Genomic DNA, 16,916 nt, shown 5'->3' on the forward strand with positions numbered 1-16,916 from the left:
AAGCGGCTGAGGTTCATCAACAGGGCTTATCCGGAGTAGGATAAAGGGCCTTCCTGTATAGTGTGAGATAGCAATATAAGCATTCCTGCAGGGAAAAAGAAGCAAAAATCCGATCCGGCAAACTATCGGGCTGTTGTTCAGCCCAATAGTTTTTCCAGGATATCCATACCCAATGCAGCTTCAGTAACGCTGCTGGGATTAGGTTGTTCTCCCCTGAAATATTTTACCACGTCGGCAATGAGGTACTGCTGTATATGCGCAGGTGTTTCAAAGCGGAACTCCTGTGTATGGTGACCGGTATGCAGGGTCACACGGTCGAAGTGCTGAAAGAAATGGAACCGGATGCTCCCTTTGGTACCATTGATAATACATTCATCCTTTGTTTCCGTTTCAGCCACCCGGAAATTCCAGCTGCCGTTGAACAGGATGTCGTTTTCAAAGAGGATTTGTCCGCTGATGGTATGCGGGATCTGCTTCCCGCCGCCGCTGCTGATACCCGTGCAATGAACCGGTTGCCCGAAATAGTACAACAGGATGTCTATCTGATGTGGCGCCAGGTCGTGGAAATGCCCTCCGGCGCCTCCCGCACTGATAGGGCCATCCATCCGCCAGCCACCGTCGCCGGCCAGAGGGGTATGCCATAAACGTAGGTCTATGCCCGTTACCTGTCCGATACGTTTCTCCCGGAGCAGTTGCTGTACGCAGGTAAATGCAGGTAGCCTGCGCCGGTAATGCGCCACGCTGGCCACCGCGCCAGCAGCTGTCACGGCATCGGCTATACGATGAGCGGCGGCGGCATTCAGGCCTACCGGCTTTTCGATATATACCGGATAGCCCCTTTCAATGGCGGCCAGTGCATATGCTTCGTGAGAGTCTGGCGGTGTGGCAATATAAATGGCGTTTACGGCCGGATCATCCAGCAAAGCTTCCGCATTGTCATAATACCGGCTGACCTGATGCCGGGCGGCATAATCTGCTGCCAGTGCGCCATTTCTGCGCATCACGGCTACCACGTCGCTGTTGGCAGCCAGCCGGAAAGCCGGGCCGCTTTTTATTTCGGTTACGTTGCCGCAACCTATAATACCCCATCTGATAGTGTCCATAACTTAAGTTAATCTAATAAACGAGAACGATGATTATTTCTTGCCCATTGTCATTAATACCACGCCGGCAATAACGATAGCGGCAGCTACGCCTAACATGGGCGTAATACTTTCATTACCGATGGCCCATCCCAACACCAACGCTACGATCGGATTGATATAGGCGTAGGTAGCCGTGAGCCGGGGCGGCGCATTCCGGGCCAGCCAGCTGTAGGATGTATAACCTACCAGGGAGCCAAACAGTACCAGGTAAAGATAAGCAGTCCACCCTTCCAGGTTCATGGCCGGCAACGTTTGCCACGCGCCAGGTTCCAGCACGGTGCTGATCAGGAAACATAATACACAGCCCGCCAGCATCTGGATGGCCGTGCTGATAATCTGGGTAGGCATCTGCAGTCTTGGTACACTCAACGACCCGACGGCCCAGCTGATACTGCCGATTAGCACTACGCCTACCGGCCATAACGGGAAGGTACGTACGTCATGCGCGCCAAAGGGATTGAACAACAGGAACAGGCCCAGAAATCCCAGCCCTATCCCCACCATGGTTAGCGCGGAAGGACGCTTACGGCTGAAAAAGGCCCAGTCCAGCCCCATAAACCAGGCTGGCATGGCCGCTATCAGCAGCGCTACCAATCCGGAAGGCATATAGTGAACGGCAACAGCTACACAGGTATTACCTACACCAATCAGCAACACGCCTACCAGGCAGGCCGACAGGAACTGGCGGCGTGTAGGCCATATCTTTTCGCGCCATAGCCCAACGCCCAGCAGCAGGCTCCCTGCCAGTAAAAAGCGTAACCCCGACAACAGAAAAGGCGGAACTGTTTTAGTGGCGATCTTCATGCCCAGATAAGTAGAGCCCCATATAATATAGACGGCCAGCAGGCAAAGGATGGTTTTCGAAGAAATGGTTCCCGTTCTTTTTTCCAGAAGATTCATAGTTGCATAGATTTAATCGACTTATTCATTTGGGTTTATCGGTGGTGTGCTTCGATTTCTTATTGCGTTCATAGCAGCGGGTTACTTTGCTGACATCGCCGCAGGTGCTCATACTGCACCATTTCCGCGATCCGTTGCGGCTGTTGTCGAGAAACAGCCAGCCACACGACGGGCACTCCCGCACCTGTTGCAGCTTGTTACCCGTATACAGCTCTACGGCAGATTTCACCAGCCACCAGTTCACCTGTTCCAGGGCGGGCGCATTAAACTGCAGCTGCCCCGTTTTGCCGGCCGGCAGCCAGCTCATTTCTATATTGGCGTAGGTATCTGCAATAAAAGCATTCAACTGTACCAGGTCTGGCGGTAAAGGTGGTTTCCGATGGATGGCTGCTATAAAGATGCGGTGTAGTAATTCCCGGAGCTGGATGTTTTTTTCAAAAATAACGGCGGCCTTTTGCGGATATCCTTTGGCGAGGCGTTCGAGGGTATGAATAATTTTGGGAGATAATGCCCCCGTATGGGCATACCATTGTAGTAATATTTTGAATCCGGCGAGGTAGTCATATGCCCCCTCTTTTTTTCGGTTGCTGACGGTATTCACAAAATCAAGGCACAGTACTCCGCCATACAGCCGGAGGTCAGTAATCGGTTTTTCCATACCTGTCCATCCTGTTTTTATAAGGCGCTCATGACAAATGTAATCCTTAATATTAACCGGTAAAATTAATTTTACCGGTTAATAAAAAATGAGGTAAAAACCAGGTATTCATCTACCTAAACCTACTCCCCAGCAAAAACAATCTAAACAATTAAAAATCAGTATAATTAGATAGACAAAATAAGCGCTCAAAAGGCCCTTTCCGAGAGCCGGATAATAGTATTTTAAGCAGGGGGGCTGCTCTCTTGTTGTGCATTCCGGCACTGTGTTTTACGCTGGTCATTACTACCCATGCAAAGGGGGAAACCAGGTTACCGGTCTCCCCCTTTTATGTACTAACCCATAATTCTTATTTGTTATATCACGGCTTCACATATACCTCAATCACAGCATTTGTCGGACGCCGGGGAGCCAGAAAAGAATCCACCAGTTGATAATTTTGCCGCAGTTCCTCCCGCAGGGCAAAAGGGTAAAAATTGTTCAAGGTAGGCGCATATTCATACAGTACCAGGTCATAATGATGTTGTTGCACTTTTTGGGTAAAGGCGGTCAGCTGTTTGTTAAACATGCCTACCCCGAGGTGATACCACAACGGATAATCCGATCCCGTTTCCAGCTTATATGGCATCACTACCGCCAGCGGTGTCAGCTCCGTCATGTTCAATACCTTGATACCCTCTTTCTTTTCCCGGACTACCGGTAACGCCAGTACGCGTTCCATACCTTTTACCGTAGATGCCGGCATATAGATCTTCCGGAACACCGGCAGGTCGGTATACACCCATTTGGCTACCGGTACATCGGTGCTGTCGTAGTTCAGGATGTAATTACGCCGCGATACCACATTCTCTTTCGTAGGGTCGCTGATGCCCAATAACTCCTGGGCAGGAAACAACCGGTCGGTAAAACGGCCTACATACTTCCACCAGGTACCCGACCACCAGAACAGCACTAAAAAGGCAGCGCCCAGTAAAGCCTTTCCCTGGTTGATATTTACCTGCAGCAGCTCGCACAGGTAGGTGGCAATGAATGCAAATGCGAAACTATGGAAGAAGATATTGTTATCCGGCGGCGTATAACTGGTAACCTGGAAAATAGCCGCTTCTCCCAGGATGCCCACGGTAACCAGCACAAACAGTACCTCCTGCCGCTGCAGTATCCAGGTGCTCCATTGTTTTACCCGGGCGGCCACACATAAAGCCGCAAGCACTACATATCCTTTAATCCAGTTGGAGTTGCCCATGATTTCATCCGTAAAATCGTTCATGGCCAACCGGGAGCTATGCGGTGGCTGCCCGTGGTTAAACCAGTAACCAAAGGAAGGCATCAATGGTAATATAAAGAGCAGGGCTATGGCGATATACATGGCTGCAAACACCGGTACATCCCACCAGCGACGGGTAACGGCGCTGTTATACGTCAGCAGGCCAAGACACAACATAAAGGCCATGCCACCTCCATCTTGTTTGGTAAACAGCGACAGGAACACAAATAACGCCGCTACTGCCAGCCACAGAAAGCGCGACCGCACCTGTTCTGCAAAAATAGCGCGCAGCAGAAAGCTCAATCCTACCAGTTCATATACAATAACCGTATGGTTATACCAGGGCCAGAAATTGGAGAAAGAATAAGACAAGGCAAATACCAGCACCGATAACAACCTTACGCCACTGGTTGCACCCAGGCTTTTCAATATGGAACGAAAAGCCAGACCCGCCATGATATTAATGAACACCTGTGCCTTCACCAGCGTAATCATCTGCGGCCCGAAGATCTTAAAAAACAAAGCCGGGATGATCCAGTAACCATATCCCAGCGGCAAACCAAAATCCTTGTAGGGAATTTGTCCGGATGATAACCGGTAGGCACCTTCCCACGACAGAAAGATATTGACCCGGTAGGGAAATGTTACAAATAAAGGCACCAGCGCAAGTGCTACAATAATAATGACTTCCAGCATAGCCCATTTGCGGGCAGTTGTAAATGACATGGGCATAGAATGCTTTGGGATTGAAGGCTGAATCGTTTGTAGGGCATAATAATCATACAGGGGTGGCAGTTATATGGCAGTTGAATGCGCTATATCTCTGTTAACCAATGTGTAATTAGTAATGCTAAATCTTTAATTCTTTTTTCAGGCTCCAAAAGTAGTTGAATAAATTGTAACTTGGCGCATCAACTTTCAGGGTTCCCCATGCAATATTTATATTTACTCCGACCTAAACACTGGGCTAAAAATGCTTTTTTATTCATCCCTTTGTTTTTTGCAGGTGAAATATTCAACTGGACCAAAGTGCAACACGTGATGGTCGCTTTTGTGTCTTTTTGTCTGATCGCCAGCAGTATTTATATCATTAATGACTACCGGGATATTGAAGCCGATAGAAAGCATCCCAAAAAATGTAAAAGACCACTGGCTTCCGGCGCCGTTTCCAAAACAGCCGCGCTGGTCATGTTTGTGCTTTGCATTGTTGCCGGGATGGCGCTGGCCCTGAGCATCAAACAGAAATTTGCATTCGTCGTCAGCATTTACTTTGTACTCAACCTGTTGTATACATATGGCCTGAAAGATGTGTCTATCCTGGATATCATTATCCTGGCCACCGGATTTGTACTGCGTATCAAAGCAGGAAGCGTAGCCTCTCACATCGCCGTATCGGAGTGGCTGGTGATCATGGTGTTTCTGCTGGCACTGTTCATGGGGATTGCCAAACGACGCGATGATGTACTCATCAAATTAAAGTCCGGCGAAGAAATGCGGAAAGCCGCCAAAGGGTATAACCTCGATTTCATGAACGTGATGCTGTCACTCGTAGCTGCCGTTATTATTGTTGCCTACCTCATGTATACCTTGTCGCCAGAAACCGAACAACGGTTTAATACCTACCGGCTTTACTATACCTGTCTCTTTGTAATTGGCGGATTATTACGATATTTGCAAATAACTTATGTAGAGAACGATACCGGTTCTCCTACACGTATCCTTTACAAAGACCGTTTTATTCAATTAACCATACTCCTGTGGGTCCTGAGTTTTTATGTGATTATTTATTTACCCACTAACAAAAGTTTTTTTGAATAATGCAGAAACGGTTAGCTAACTGGGGGAACTACCCCGCTATTGCCAGTGAAGAAAGTGCATTTACGCAGGAAGATCAGCTGCGGAACTTTGTAGGCAGCCATCACCGCATCATTGCCCGGGGCAATGGCCGTTGTTATGGCGATGCCTCCCTCAGCGCACAGAGTATTTCCATGCTGAAATATGATAAGGTACTGGCTTTCGATACCACCAACGGTATCCTGGAAGTACAGGCCGGCGTTACCCTGGATCAGCTGCTGGACATCATTGTGCCACAGGGCTGGTTTCTGCCGGTAACACCCGGCACCAAGTACATCACCATTGGCGGCGCCGTTGCCTCCGATGTACATGGTAAGAACCACCACGTAGATGGCGCCTTTTCCAGACATATTATCGAGATGGATGTGATTACAGGAGAAGACAACACCCTGTGCTGCTCTCAGACTGAACACGCCGATCTCTTCTGGGCTACCTGCGGTGGTATGGGCCTGACTGGTATCATCACCCGGGTGAAATTCCGCCTGAAAAAAATTGCTACTGCCTATATCCGGCAAACACAACTAAAAGCCCGGAACCTCGAAGAAGTCATCCGCCTCTTTGATGAATATAAACACTACACCTATTCCATGGCCTGGATCGATTGCCTCCAGCAAGGCGACACTTTTGGCCGGAGTATCCTGATCGTAGGCGAACATGCCACACCGGAAGAGTTAAGCCCCCGGCAACAACAGGCCCCCCTGACGTTACCGGCTAAACGAAAACTGGTGGTACCGTTTAACCTGCCTTCTTTCGTACTCAACACGTTCACTGTGAAAGCCTTCAACTGGCTTTACTATCATAAAAACTACAAGCGGGAAATGCACAAGGTCATTCCCTATGAACCTTTCTTTTATCCGCTGGACGCTATCCTGCACTGGAACCGGGGTTACGGCAAAGCAGGATTTGTACAATACCAGTTTGTGCTGCCGCTGGAAAAGAAAGATGGCCTGGTAGCTATCCTGCAAAAGATCAGTGAAAAAGGCTGGGGGTCCTTCCTCGCCGTACTGAAAGTATTCGGCAACCAGGATGACCTTATATCTTTCCCGATGGAAGGCTATACGCTGGCCCTCGACTTTCCCGTACGCAAAGGCCTGCTGCCTTTCCTCGACGAACTGGATGAAATCGTATTGCAATATGGCGGTCGCCTGTACCTGTCCAAAGATGCCCGCATGAAGCAGGAAGTCTTCTGGAAAAGCTATCCGAACGCGCAGCGCTTTGCGGATATTGTACAGCAGTATAATGCCGATAGCAAGTTTGCTTCCATACAATCTGAAAGATTATTACTGACTAAATAACTTACCCAGAATCACCAAACACAATCATGCCTACCCTTTTACTACTGGGCGCAGGTTCCGACATGGCTATTGCCATTGCCCGGAAATTTGCCGCCGAAAAATATAATATTCAACTGGCAGCGCGTAATGCAGCGGCCATCAGTCCTTTACAACAGGATCTGCAGGTACGTTATGGTATTACCGCTACCACACATGCTTTTGATGCCCTTGCATCCGACAGCCATGCGGCCTTCTTTGATGCCCTCTCGGTGAAACCGGATCTGACCATCTGTGTATTCGGTTATCTGGGCGACCAGGAACAGGCACAAAACAGCTGGCAGGAAGCGCACACCATTATCCATACCAATTATACCGGTGCAGTTTCCATCCTCAATGTAGTGGCCAACCATTATGCCGCCCAACAAAAAGGCAGCATTGTAGGTATCAGTTCTGTCGCTGGTGAAAGAGGCCGGCAAAGCAACTACATTTATGGCAGCGCCAAAGCCGGCTTTACCGCCTACCTCAGTGGATTGCGCAACCGGCTTTTTCGTAGCGGCGTTCACGTGATGAGTGTACAACCCGGCTTTGTCAATACCCGGATGACCCAGCACCTGACCTTACCACCACTGCTCACAGCGCAGCCGGAGGCAGTAGCGACCGCCGTTTACAAAGGCGTACAGCGGAAAAAGAACGTGCTATATGTTAAATGGCATTGGAAGTATATCATGCTCATTATCAAATTAATACCAGAAGGTATTTTCAAAAAACTCAAGCTGTGACCATTGCATTTTTCGATTTCGATGGTACCATTACTACCCGCGATACACTCTGGGAGATCATCCGCTTTCAGAAAGGCAGCGTAAGGATGTATGCCGGTGGTTGCTGGTTGTTACCTGCATTGATCGCCTATAAGTGTAAGCTGATTCCTGCGCAGCAAATGAAGGAAAAAGTATTGGCGCATTTTTTCGGGGAGATGACCGAACCGGATTTTGCCGCCCGCTGCGCCGACTTCTGCACACAACGGCTCCCGCAGTTAATACGGCCTGCTGCTTTAAAAGCCATCCGCCAGCACCAGCAGGAAGGCCACCAGGTAGTAGTCGTAACCGCTTCCGTGCGGCAATGGGTAGCGCCGTGGTGTACTGCGCTGGGCATCGACTGCATCAGCTCCGCACTGGACGTACAACAACAACGCATTACCGGAAAACTGGCCGGGGCGAATTGTAATGGCGCCGAAAAAGTACGGCGTATACGGCAACAGTTTAACCTGGATAACTTCCGGGAAATATATGCCTATGGTGATAGCTCCGGCGACAAGCCTATGCTGGCCATTGCGCAACACGCTTACTTCCGGTTGTTTTAACCCATAGGTTTACGATATTCAGTGGCATCGGCGCTATACACGCACTCCGGGTATAGCGCCGATCTTCTTTATTGCTCTCCGGCGCCATTGGATCACTCACGTTAATGGCTATCCGTAAATTTATCTTGTAAAAACATCTGCTACAGGTTATCTGTCTGTATTGTTTCATCATTCCCCTGCAGTCATCATCAGGCTATTAAACGGAGAGAAGGCACATCGGGATACTGACACACCATTATATATATAAGATGTACACTCGTCTGTCTAACCTGAAAGAGCAACCTGCCACCGCTTACCCCAATAAAAAATGTCCCACCCAAGAGGGTGAGACACTTTCTATTATTGTAACAGATTGATTGTACGATGCTATTAAGCCGCTTTGGCGTTTTTCAACTGTGCCGGCGTAATCAACGCTGGTTTCAGTTTGATGATACCCACCAGATTCAACAGCTTCATTACCTGATAGCTAGGATCCAGCTCGTACCATTTCTTGGCAAAGTTAGGACTATCTTTAAACTTGTGGTGGTTGTTCTGGAATAATTCACCCATCAGGATAATACCCCATGGAGAAGTATTTTTAGATTTATCTCCGTTATCGAAGTTGCTGTAACCGTATTTGTGACCGCACCAGTTTACGATAGCACCCTGTACAGGCCCCATCAGGAAGTGAATGGGTAACAGTAAGTACAGATACCACATACCTGCAGGCACGAAGGCTATATAAAAACCTATATAAGCCGCCATCCAGGCAAAGCGGGTGATGTTGCTATCACCGAATTTATCCATCGCATCCCATTCTGGTAATGGCTCTGCAGTGAATTTAGGATCTACCTTGCTGGTACGGGTAACGAAACCATTATATATAGTACGGGTCTGCACCATCATTGACCATACATCCTTAAAGAAGTGCGGAGAATGCGGATCGTGTTCTGTATCACTGAATTCGTGGTGCATACGGTGCATCACACCATAAGCTCTTGGAATCAGGTAAGAAGACCCCTGGAAAAACCAGGTAGCGAAATAAAAGAACCGCTCCCAGAATTTACTGGTGGTATACATCTGGTGAGAAGCATACCGGTGTAAATAGAATGTGTGAAAGAACAGGGAGAAGAACCAATGCACACAAAAGAATATCAGGATCGCCGTCATTTTCTAAACTTTGTAATAGTGACAAATAAGCGCCAAAGATAATTGAAATTACACGGATATTAAATTAAAATGTCTATTGTATGGTGAAGGAAATGTTAAAAAAATAACAAATCTTTATCATTTCTTTACCCTACGCAACTCCAGGATATTCAATCCATTACCTTCCAAGCCAGTAATACCGGGCTGTACCAGATGAATGGATTCGTCATAGAACAACGGCACTACCGGCGCATCTGCCATTAGCAGCCGGTCCATTTGCCGGTACAGGTCATACCGGATACTATCGTTGTTTTCCTGCAACGCCCGCTCATATAATACATCAAAAGCAGGATTGGCGTAACGGGTATAATTGGGCGGAGCCGGATTTTTACTGTAAAACATGGCCAGATAGCTCTCTGCATCCGGATAGTCTGCGATCCAGCTGCCGCGGAAGAAAAGCGCCTGTGATTTGGCTGTCTGCTCCATCAACGCGCTTTTCTGCAACACCTCTACCTGTATCCGGATACCCACCTCCTGTAACTGGTTGGCCACATAATTGGCCAGGTCGGCATACACCGGAATAGATAACAGCCGGATGGCCGGTAAGCCCTTTCCATCCGGGAACCCTGCCTCCCGCAACAGCTGCCGCGCTTTCTCCGGCGCATAGGGGTACCCTTTCACCAAGGTGGCATCAAAGGAAGGCAATCCGGCCGGTACAAAGCCCGCATGCGCAGCCATACCAATCCCATTACGGAGGTATGTCATCATTTTCGTACGGTCTATCCCGTAGTTAATGGCCTGTCGTACTTTTTTGAACCTTAACGGTGACGCCTGTACTATTTTATTGTTGCTGTCTGTCAGGATACCCAGGTATTCTGTATTGAGATAAGCATGTTTATCCAGTATGAGCCTACCCTCCCATTCTTTTTTCAGCTTCCCCTGTTTGGTCAGTACTTCATCTTTAAAGGAAGCGTCGATATCGTTCATGAAGTCCAGTTTTCCCTGGCGGAACAGCAGGAACTCCGCCGCTTTGCTGTCCAGAAAGCTGATCTGTACTGCATCCAGGTAAGGTAGCCGCCGGCCGGTGCTGTCTTTTTCAAAGTATTGGGGATGCCGGTGTAATACCAGCGCCTGGCCTTCTTCCCAGAAGAAAAAACGAAAAGGGCCCGTGCCACAGGGATGGTTCCGGAAATCCTTACCATATTTCTCTACCACTTCCTGTGGTACGACGGAGCAATACTGCATACTGAGGATGCCCAGAATAGGATGAAACGGCCGATACAATGTAATGGCAAAAGTAGAATCATTGATGGCACGAAAACCCGTATCGGCGCTCAGTTTTCCGTTGAAGATCCAGGCGCCCGGCGAAGCCGTGGCCGGGTCCATGATGCGGCGCAGACTATATACCACATCCTGTGCCGTCATACGGCGACCTTTGCCACCGGGAAAAGCAGCATGGTCCTGAAAATATACATCCGTTCTGAGATCAAAAGTATAGGTACGGTGATCGGCAGATACCTGCCAGCTACGCGCCAGCGAAGGCCTGATCTGTAGCTGACTGTCCGGCTCCACCAGGGTATTGTATATATGTTTTACCGCCCATATTACTTCCTGACTTTTGGCAAAAGCCGGGTCCAGACTGGCGAGACCTACTGTCTGGTTATAGCGGAATACCTGTTGTTGCCCGCTATGTGTGTTGCCACAGGCGCCTGCTCCCAATGCTATGATTCCGATCAGGCCTATCCTGAAGATAACTGTCTGCCAATAACTACATTTCATTTGACGGTAAATTAATATCTTTCAGGCTTAAACTTACAAATAAATATGCGTAGCATACCAATGCTTTGTATGGCCCTGCTGGCAACACTTACAGCCAGCGCCCAACAACAATTTACGAAAGCAGATACCCTGCGGGGTACTATCACTCCCCAACGCGCGTGGTGGGATGTGATCCACTATGACCTCCACGTACAGGTACAGCTGACAGACAGCACTTTCCACGGCTTTAATACCATTACCTACAAGGTACTGAAAACAGATTCCACGATGCAGATAGATCTGCAGGCCCCGATGATGATTGACAGTGTGATACAGGATAAAAAGTCATTGCCGGTAGTACAGGAAGGTAATGCCTGGTTTGTACATCTTTCAGCCCCACAGGTAAAAGACAAACAAAAGCAGGTGACCGTATATTATAGCGGGAAACCACACCGGGCTAAAAATGCGCCCTGGGATGGCGGCGTAGTATGGTCAAAAGATACCAAAGGCCGGCCATGGATTGCAACGGCCTGTCAGGGACTCGGCGCCAGCGTATGGTGGCCCAATAAAGATCACCAGAGTGATGAGCCGGCAGCCATGACCATCAGCGTGACCGTACCGGAAGACCTGATCAATGTTTCCAACGGCCGTCTGAAAAAACAAATCAACAACGGCGATGAAACCATAACCTGGATCTGGTATGTGAGCAATCCCATTAACAATTATGATGTAGCCCTGAATATCGGCCACTATACGGAAATAAAAGATACCTATTCCGGCGAAGGCGGTAAACTGGATCTTGCCTATTGGGTACTGGACTATAATGAAGACAAAGCCCGGGAACAATTCAAGGTGGTAAAACCTATGTTGCGTTGCTTTGAATACTGGTTCGGGAAATATCCTTTCTACAAAGACAGCTACAAACTGGTAGAAACACCTTTCCTGGGTATGGAACACCAGAGCGCCGTTGCCTATGGCAACAAATACCAGATGGGCTATAATGGTAAAGATCTTTCCGGCAGCGGATGGGGATTGAAATGGGATTTCCTGGTGATACACGAAAGCGGACATGAATGGTTTGGCAACAGCATCACCAGCAAAGACATTGCAGACATGTGGATACATGAAACCTTTACCAATTATTCCGAAACGCTTTTCACGGAATGCGAATACGGTCCGAAAGCCGCCAGCGAATATGTAATGGGGATCCGGAAAAATATTAAGAATGATAAACCGATCATTGGCCATTATGGCGTGAATGAAGCAGGCAGCGGCGATATGTATTATAAAGGCGCCAACATGCTGCACAACATCCGGCTGATCATGAACAACGACGAGGCTTTCCGTAACATGCTGCGGGGACTCAACAAAACGTTCTACCACCAGACCGTGACAACTCAGCAAATAGAACGTTATATGAGCGAAGCCGTAGGTATGGACCTGAGCAAAGTCTTTGACCAATACCTGCGTCATACGACTATTCCAACACTGGAATACCGCTTCAGTGGCCAACAGGTACAGTACCGCTGGGTAGATGCAGTGAAAGATTTTAATATGCCGGTGAAAGTCAAACTCAGCGACAATGGCTATAAATTAATATATCCGGGTACGTTATGGCGGTCAGCCAATGTAACCCTGTCAGATATGAAGGAGTTTGCGGTAGAGAAGCAATTCTACATCCAGGTAAAACAAGTAAAATAATCAATACCAGATAAGGTAGACATGAACGCTGTCTAAAAAAGTTCACTCGTTTTATTAACTTCAAAATCAATTAAATGAAAAAAGAATCCATCCAGAAAGCAACCGATTTCCTGGGCGTAAAAGTACTGACCCCCCTGGAAGCATTTCAGGTAGTAGGTGGTTTTGCTATCTATCTTGAACCAGAGCACCATGAGTCTCATCATGAATCTCATCATGGCGGACATCATGAATCTCACCACGAGTCACACCATACTGCATAAGCGTCATAGCGCACGTCACACCAGGAAGGGTGGATTATCTGTCGAAAAAGCCTGTTGGTACCAGGCTGTGGAACAAATTCCCTAAAGGATACCTATAAAATAATAAGGAGAAGATAGTGTATATCTTCTCCTTATTATTTTATCAGCTGGTTGTAATGATTATCTCTTCAATAACTTAAAGGCATGGCCGGAGCTGTCATTTAAAAAGCCGTAAGCTGCCCATAAAATAGAAAGGGGTTCAATACTGCGGCAGATCTCTATACTTCCCATATCTACCACATCGTCCCAGCCAATCTGGTGCAGCAGTTCCCGCACCGTATCCTTGGCCGGATTATTATTACCGGCAATAAACATGGTAGGCGCGCCTTCTTCAAATACGGGATGCAACATCCTTTCGTGTCCGATACAGCTTAATGCCTTTACCACATTGGCATCCGGCGGTAACCAGGCCTGAATCTGTTCTCCGGCGGAGTTGTTATGCCCTACCACAAAGTTCAGCCGCCCGCTGTCATCCGGGCCTTTACCATCCAGCGGATTGGTAACATCCACGACTGTTTTACGTTTGAAATTCCAGATACCGGCAGCTTCAATGGCTTTTTTTGTACCCATCCAGCTGGTACAGATGAGGATCAGCTCTCCGAATTCAGCGGCCTGGCGGAAAGTGCCTGCCAGTGCAAGTGCCCCTTGTTTTCGCAGCCATTGCTGCAGGGATTCCTTTGCAGGATTACGGGTGCCGATAGTAACATGATGGCCTGCTTGAATAAGCCCCTTACCAAGTGTAAGACCTACAGGACCACTACCCAGGATGCCAATTTTCATGACCACTAATATTATTAGATGCGTGAACTATGAAGATACTTAAAGAATCACGAATTATGAATTCTGAATTGCCTTGCCGGGCAGATCGGCATAAAATAACAGTGGAGATACCCTGACGGGTAGGGATAGCTGTTATTTCCGGGTTGCAGGAGAACAACAGGCGATGCAGGTGAGCTATTCCTATGGGGAATTTCGGGAGATGATCATCCTGCAGATAAATATAGGGAAGAACGAAGCGAATCATATCATTCGCCTGTGTCTTCCCTATATCTTTATATTTTATCAGAGGGTCGCTGGTGTTGTATCCAGGTCCCCGTTGTTTTCCTTATCGGATGGCGGCTGCCGGTTCTTTTTCGAACAGGTAGCTCAGGAACCGCTGCATACCCTGGCGTTTGGCCGGTGTCAGCGGATAGCTGATGTTATGGATGTAATACGTCGTGAGATCGTACAGCTCATAAGGATTCTCCGCTACTACCGCAGGAATGTTCCGGGTACCGGCGCCGGTAGCGTCGTTAAATGCACTGGTAAACTCCGCCGGCAACGGTTTGTTGCTGATCCAGGCAGCAAATACAAAAGGCAGGCTGGTAAAACGCATCCAGCTTTCGGCCAGGTCATATATAAATGGCGATACCTTCCGCTGTGCCAGGGCACGGTCGCCTATAATGAGGCCCGCATCCGTTCCTTTGATCTTATCCTGGTAATCGCCGGTAGTCGCTACCAGCTCTACATCCAGCTTCCAGTACTCCTGTACCAATACTTTGAGTAAGGCCACAGAGGTACGGCTTTGATAATCCAGGTAAATACGCTTTATCTCGTTCAGCGGTACATCACTATATAAACAAACAGATGCCACAGGTCCTTCCGCACCAATACAATAATCTGCTATAATATGATATTCCTTCAATCTGGGGATAATAGCTACCGGTACCAGCGCTACATCTACTTCTCCATCTATCAGCTGCTGGGCTATTTTAGCCGGATAGTCCATTGACAATTCCATCATCTCCATCACCGGATGATTCCTGAATCCATACAATAAAGGCTTCGTATTCAAATAACTTACAGCCGCAACTTTTACTTTCCGTTCCAATTTCAGTAATTTTGAAGCTGCAAAAGTAACTAAATCCCGGTTAACAAGTTCCAAATGAATATTGTCTTCTTATAAAAGAAGGTTAAAATGAACTTGTTTCCGACAAACCTGTTAATTGTAATTACTGGAATTTCATACATTATGCAACTACAACCATTGACTGCCATTTCTCCGCTGGATGGACGCTACCGTAAGCAACTGGACGAGCTGGCCAACTATTTTTCTGAATTTGCGTTGATCCGTTACCGTGTGATGGTAGAGGTGGAATATTTTATTGCACTTGCTGAGCAAAAACTATTTACACTGCCGAAAGCCAAAGTACCGGCCCTGCGTAAAATCTACCAGGAATTTACGATTGAACACGCGCAACTGATCAAGGAAACAGAAAAAATTACCAACCACGACGTGAAAGCGGTGGAATATTTTCTGAAGAATGAATTGAAGAACCTGGGCCTGGAAGACAAACTGGAATGGGTACATTTTGGTCTGACCTCACAGGACGTAAATAATACCGCTACGCCCCTGTTCTGGAAAGATGCTATTGAACAGGTATACATGCCGGCGCTGGCCAACATGATCCTGGTGCTGAAAAAAATGGGACAATCCTGGATGAAAATACCCATGCTGGCCCGTACGCACGGACAACCGGCTTCTCCTACCATCCTTGGTAAGGAAATACTGGTGTTTGTAGAAAGACTGGAAGGACAGGTACACCTGCTGGGACAAATTCCTTTCGCCGCCAAATTCGGAGGCGCTACCGGTAACTTCAATGCCCACTACGTATCTTTCCCTAAAATCAACTGGGAGAAATTCGGAGAAAAATTTGTCAATAATACCCTGGGCCTGCAACGGATGAAGTATACCACGCAGATCGAACATTATGACAATATCGCCGCACAGTTTGATGCCCTGAAACGGATCAATACTATTCTGCTGGACTTCTGCCGCGACATATGGACATACATTTCCATGGACTACTTCAAACAGAAAATCAAAAAGAATGAAGTAGGTTCTTCTGCCATGCCGCATAAAGTAAATCCGATTGACTTTGAAAACGCAGAAGGTAACCTCGGTCTGGCGAATGCCCTGTTTGAGCACCTGAGTGCCAAATTACCGGTATCCCGCCTGCAACGCGATCTGACCGATTCCACAGTGCTGCGTAACCTGGGTGTTCCATTCGGGCATACCCTGCTGGCTACCAAATCCATTCAGAAAGGCCTGGATAAGCTGATCCTGAACGAAGCCAAACTGCGCGAAGACCTGGAAAACAACTGGGCAGTAGTAGCGGAAGCCATTCAAACGGTATTGCGCCGCGAAAACTACCCACAGCCATACGAAGCCCTGAAAGAGTTGACCCGTGGCGGTGAACAGATCACACAGAAAAGCATGCATAAGTTTATTGACGGACTGAAAATCAGCGCAGCCCTGAAAAAAGAACTGAAAGCCATTACACCACACAACTACACTGGTTTGTGGGCGTTATAAAATAGCAAAGCTCCGGGAAATATCCCGGAGCTTTTAACTATGTATAATTTTTAAATTGACTCCCGAAAGCAATACTGTACATTACTGTACGAGGCGATGCGTTTCAGTGGGCCTTCCGGCCGCTTAGATGAACAAACGGATTCTATCCTTCGTATCCCCTGTCCTACTGTTACTGATATTGCCGGCTACTCACTCCTGAAAGGATCACAGAAAAAACATC

The 16,916-nt window shown here is 47.9% G+C and carries 15 protein-coding genes; 7 read left to right on the forward strand and 8 right to left on the reverse strand.

Annotated elements, in window-relative coordinates; translation table 11 throughout:
* Window positions 1–137 precede the first annotated feature (137 nt).
* From OL444_RS19800 to OL444_RS19815, 4 genes are all read right to left on the reverse strand, one after another.
* Window positions 138–1,103, reverse strand: a complete 966-nt coding sequence (locus OL444_RS19800) for a Gfo/Idh/MocA family protein (RefSeq protein ID WP_264730367.1) — start codon at window positions 1,101–1,103, stop codon at window positions 138–140.
* 33 nt (window positions 1,104–1,136) lie between these two features.
* Window positions 1,137–2,045, reverse strand: a complete 909-nt coding sequence (locus tag OL444_RS19805; protein WP_264730365.1) for an EamA family transporter — start codon at window positions 2,043–2,045, stop codon at window positions 1,137–1,139.
* Between the two features lie 25 nt (window positions 2,046–2,070).
* Complete coding sequence (locus OL444_RS19810) at window positions 2,071–2,703, reverse strand: CGNR zinc finger domain-containing protein (RefSeq protein ID WP_264730363.1); 633 nt, start codon at window positions 2,701–2,703, stop codon at window positions 2,071–2,073.
* A 361-nt stretch (window positions 2,704–3,064) separates the two neighbouring features.
* Window positions 3,065–4,693, reverse strand: coding sequence for a hypothetical protein (locus OL444_RS19815; protein ID WP_264730361.1), 1,629 nt, complete (start codon window positions 4,691–4,693; stop codon window positions 3,065–3,067).
* A gap of 204 nt (window positions 4,694–4,897) precedes the next feature.
* On the opposite strand from OL444_RS19815, the gene OL444_RS19820 reads away from it, so the two are divergent.
* The 4 genes from OL444_RS19820 to OL444_RS19835 are packed head-to-tail and all read left to right on the forward strand — an operon-like array spanning window position 4,898 to window position 8,455.
* Window positions 4,898–5,785: a decaprenyl-phosphate phosphoribosyltransferase gene (locus OL444_RS19820; protein ID WP_264730359.1), complete on the forward strand. Its 888-nt coding sequence runs from the start codon at window positions 4,898–4,900 to the stop codon at window positions 5,783–5,785.
* The gene (locus OL444_RS19825; RefSeq protein WP_264730358.1) at window positions 5,785–7,116 is read left to right on the forward strand and encodes an FAD-binding oxidoreductase; all 1,332 of its coding nucleotides are present in this window, start codon (window positions 5,785–5,787) and stop codon (window positions 7,114–7,116) included. The genes OL444_RS19820 and OL444_RS19825 overlap by 1 nt, the downstream gene beginning before the upstream one ends.
* A gap of 26 nt (window positions 7,117–7,142) precedes the next feature.
* Window positions 7,143–7,874, forward strand: a complete 732-nt coding sequence (locus OL444_RS19830) for an SDR family oxidoreductase (RefSeq protein ID WP_264730356.1) — start codon at window positions 7,143–7,145, stop codon at window positions 7,872–7,874.
* On the forward strand, window positions 7,871–8,455 hold the full coding sequence (locus tag OL444_RS19835) for an HAD-IB family hydrolase (RefSeq protein ID WP_264730354.1): 585 nt from the start codon (window positions 7,871–7,873) through the stop codon (window positions 8,453–8,455). The genes OL444_RS19830 and OL444_RS19835 overlap by 4 nt, the downstream gene beginning before the upstream one ends.
* A gap of 369 nt (window positions 8,456–8,824) precedes the next feature.
* On the opposite strand, the gene OL444_RS19840 is transcribed toward OL444_RS19835, so the two are convergent.
* Together OL444_RS19840 and OL444_RS19845 are read right to left on the reverse strand one after the other, a co-directional pair.
* The gene (locus OL444_RS19840; RefSeq protein WP_264730353.1) at window positions 8,825–9,604 is read right to left on the reverse strand and encodes an acyl-CoA desaturase; all 780 of its coding nucleotides are present in this window, start codon (window positions 9,602–9,604) and stop codon (window positions 8,825–8,827) included.
* Window positions 9,605–9,721: 117 nt separating this feature from the next.
* Entirely contained in the window at window positions 9,722–11,362 is a 1,641-nt protein-coding gene (locus OL444_RS19845; RefSeq protein WP_264730351.1) for an ABC transporter substrate-binding protein, read from the reverse strand.
* A 45-nt stretch (window positions 11,363–11,407) separates the two neighbouring features.
* Here OL444_RS19845 and OL444_RS19850 point away from each other — a divergent pair, with 45 nt between their 5' ends.
* Window positions 11,408–13,042 (forward strand): M1 family metallopeptidase, encoded by a 1,635-nt coding sequence (locus tag OL444_RS19850; RefSeq protein WP_264730348.1) that lies wholly within the window; start codon window positions 11,408–11,410, stop codon window positions 13,040–13,042.
* A gap of 74 nt (window positions 13,043–13,116) precedes the next feature.
* Window positions 13,117–13,302, forward strand: a complete 186-nt coding sequence (locus OL444_RS19855; protein ID WP_264730347.1) for a hypothetical protein — start codon at window positions 13,117–13,119, stop codon at window positions 13,300–13,302.
* 159 nt (window positions 13,303–13,461) lie between these two features.
* Here OL444_RS19855 and OL444_RS19860 read toward each other — a convergent pair whose 3' ends face one another.
* Window positions 13,462–14,121, reverse strand: a complete 660-nt coding sequence (locus tag OL444_RS19860) for an NADPH-dependent F420 reductase (RefSeq protein WP_264730345.1) — start codon at window positions 14,119–14,121, stop codon at window positions 13,462–13,464.
* A 325-nt stretch (window positions 14,122–14,446) separates the two neighbouring features.
* The gene (locus OL444_RS19865) at window positions 14,447–15,211 is read right to left on the reverse strand and encodes a menaquinone biosynthetic enzyme MqnA/MqnD family protein (RefSeq protein WP_264730343.1); all 765 of its coding nucleotides are present in this window, start codon (window positions 15,209–15,211) and stop codon (window positions 14,447–14,449) included.
* Window positions 15,212–15,352: 141 nt separating this feature from the next.
* Here OL444_RS19865 and purB point away from each other — a divergent pair, with 141 nt between their 5' ends.
* Entirely contained in the window at window positions 15,353–16,696 is a 1,344-nt protein-coding gene (gene purB, locus OL444_RS19870) for an adenylosuccinate lyase (protein WP_264730341.1), read from the forward strand.
* Window positions 16,697–16,916: the final 220 nt, after the last annotated feature.

It is taken from the genome of Chitinophaga nivalis (genome assembly GCF_025989125.1).
In the GTDB taxonomy this organism is placed as follows: Bacteria; Bacteroidota; Bacteroidia; order Chitinophagales; family Chitinophagaceae; genus Chitinophaga; species Chitinophaga nivalis.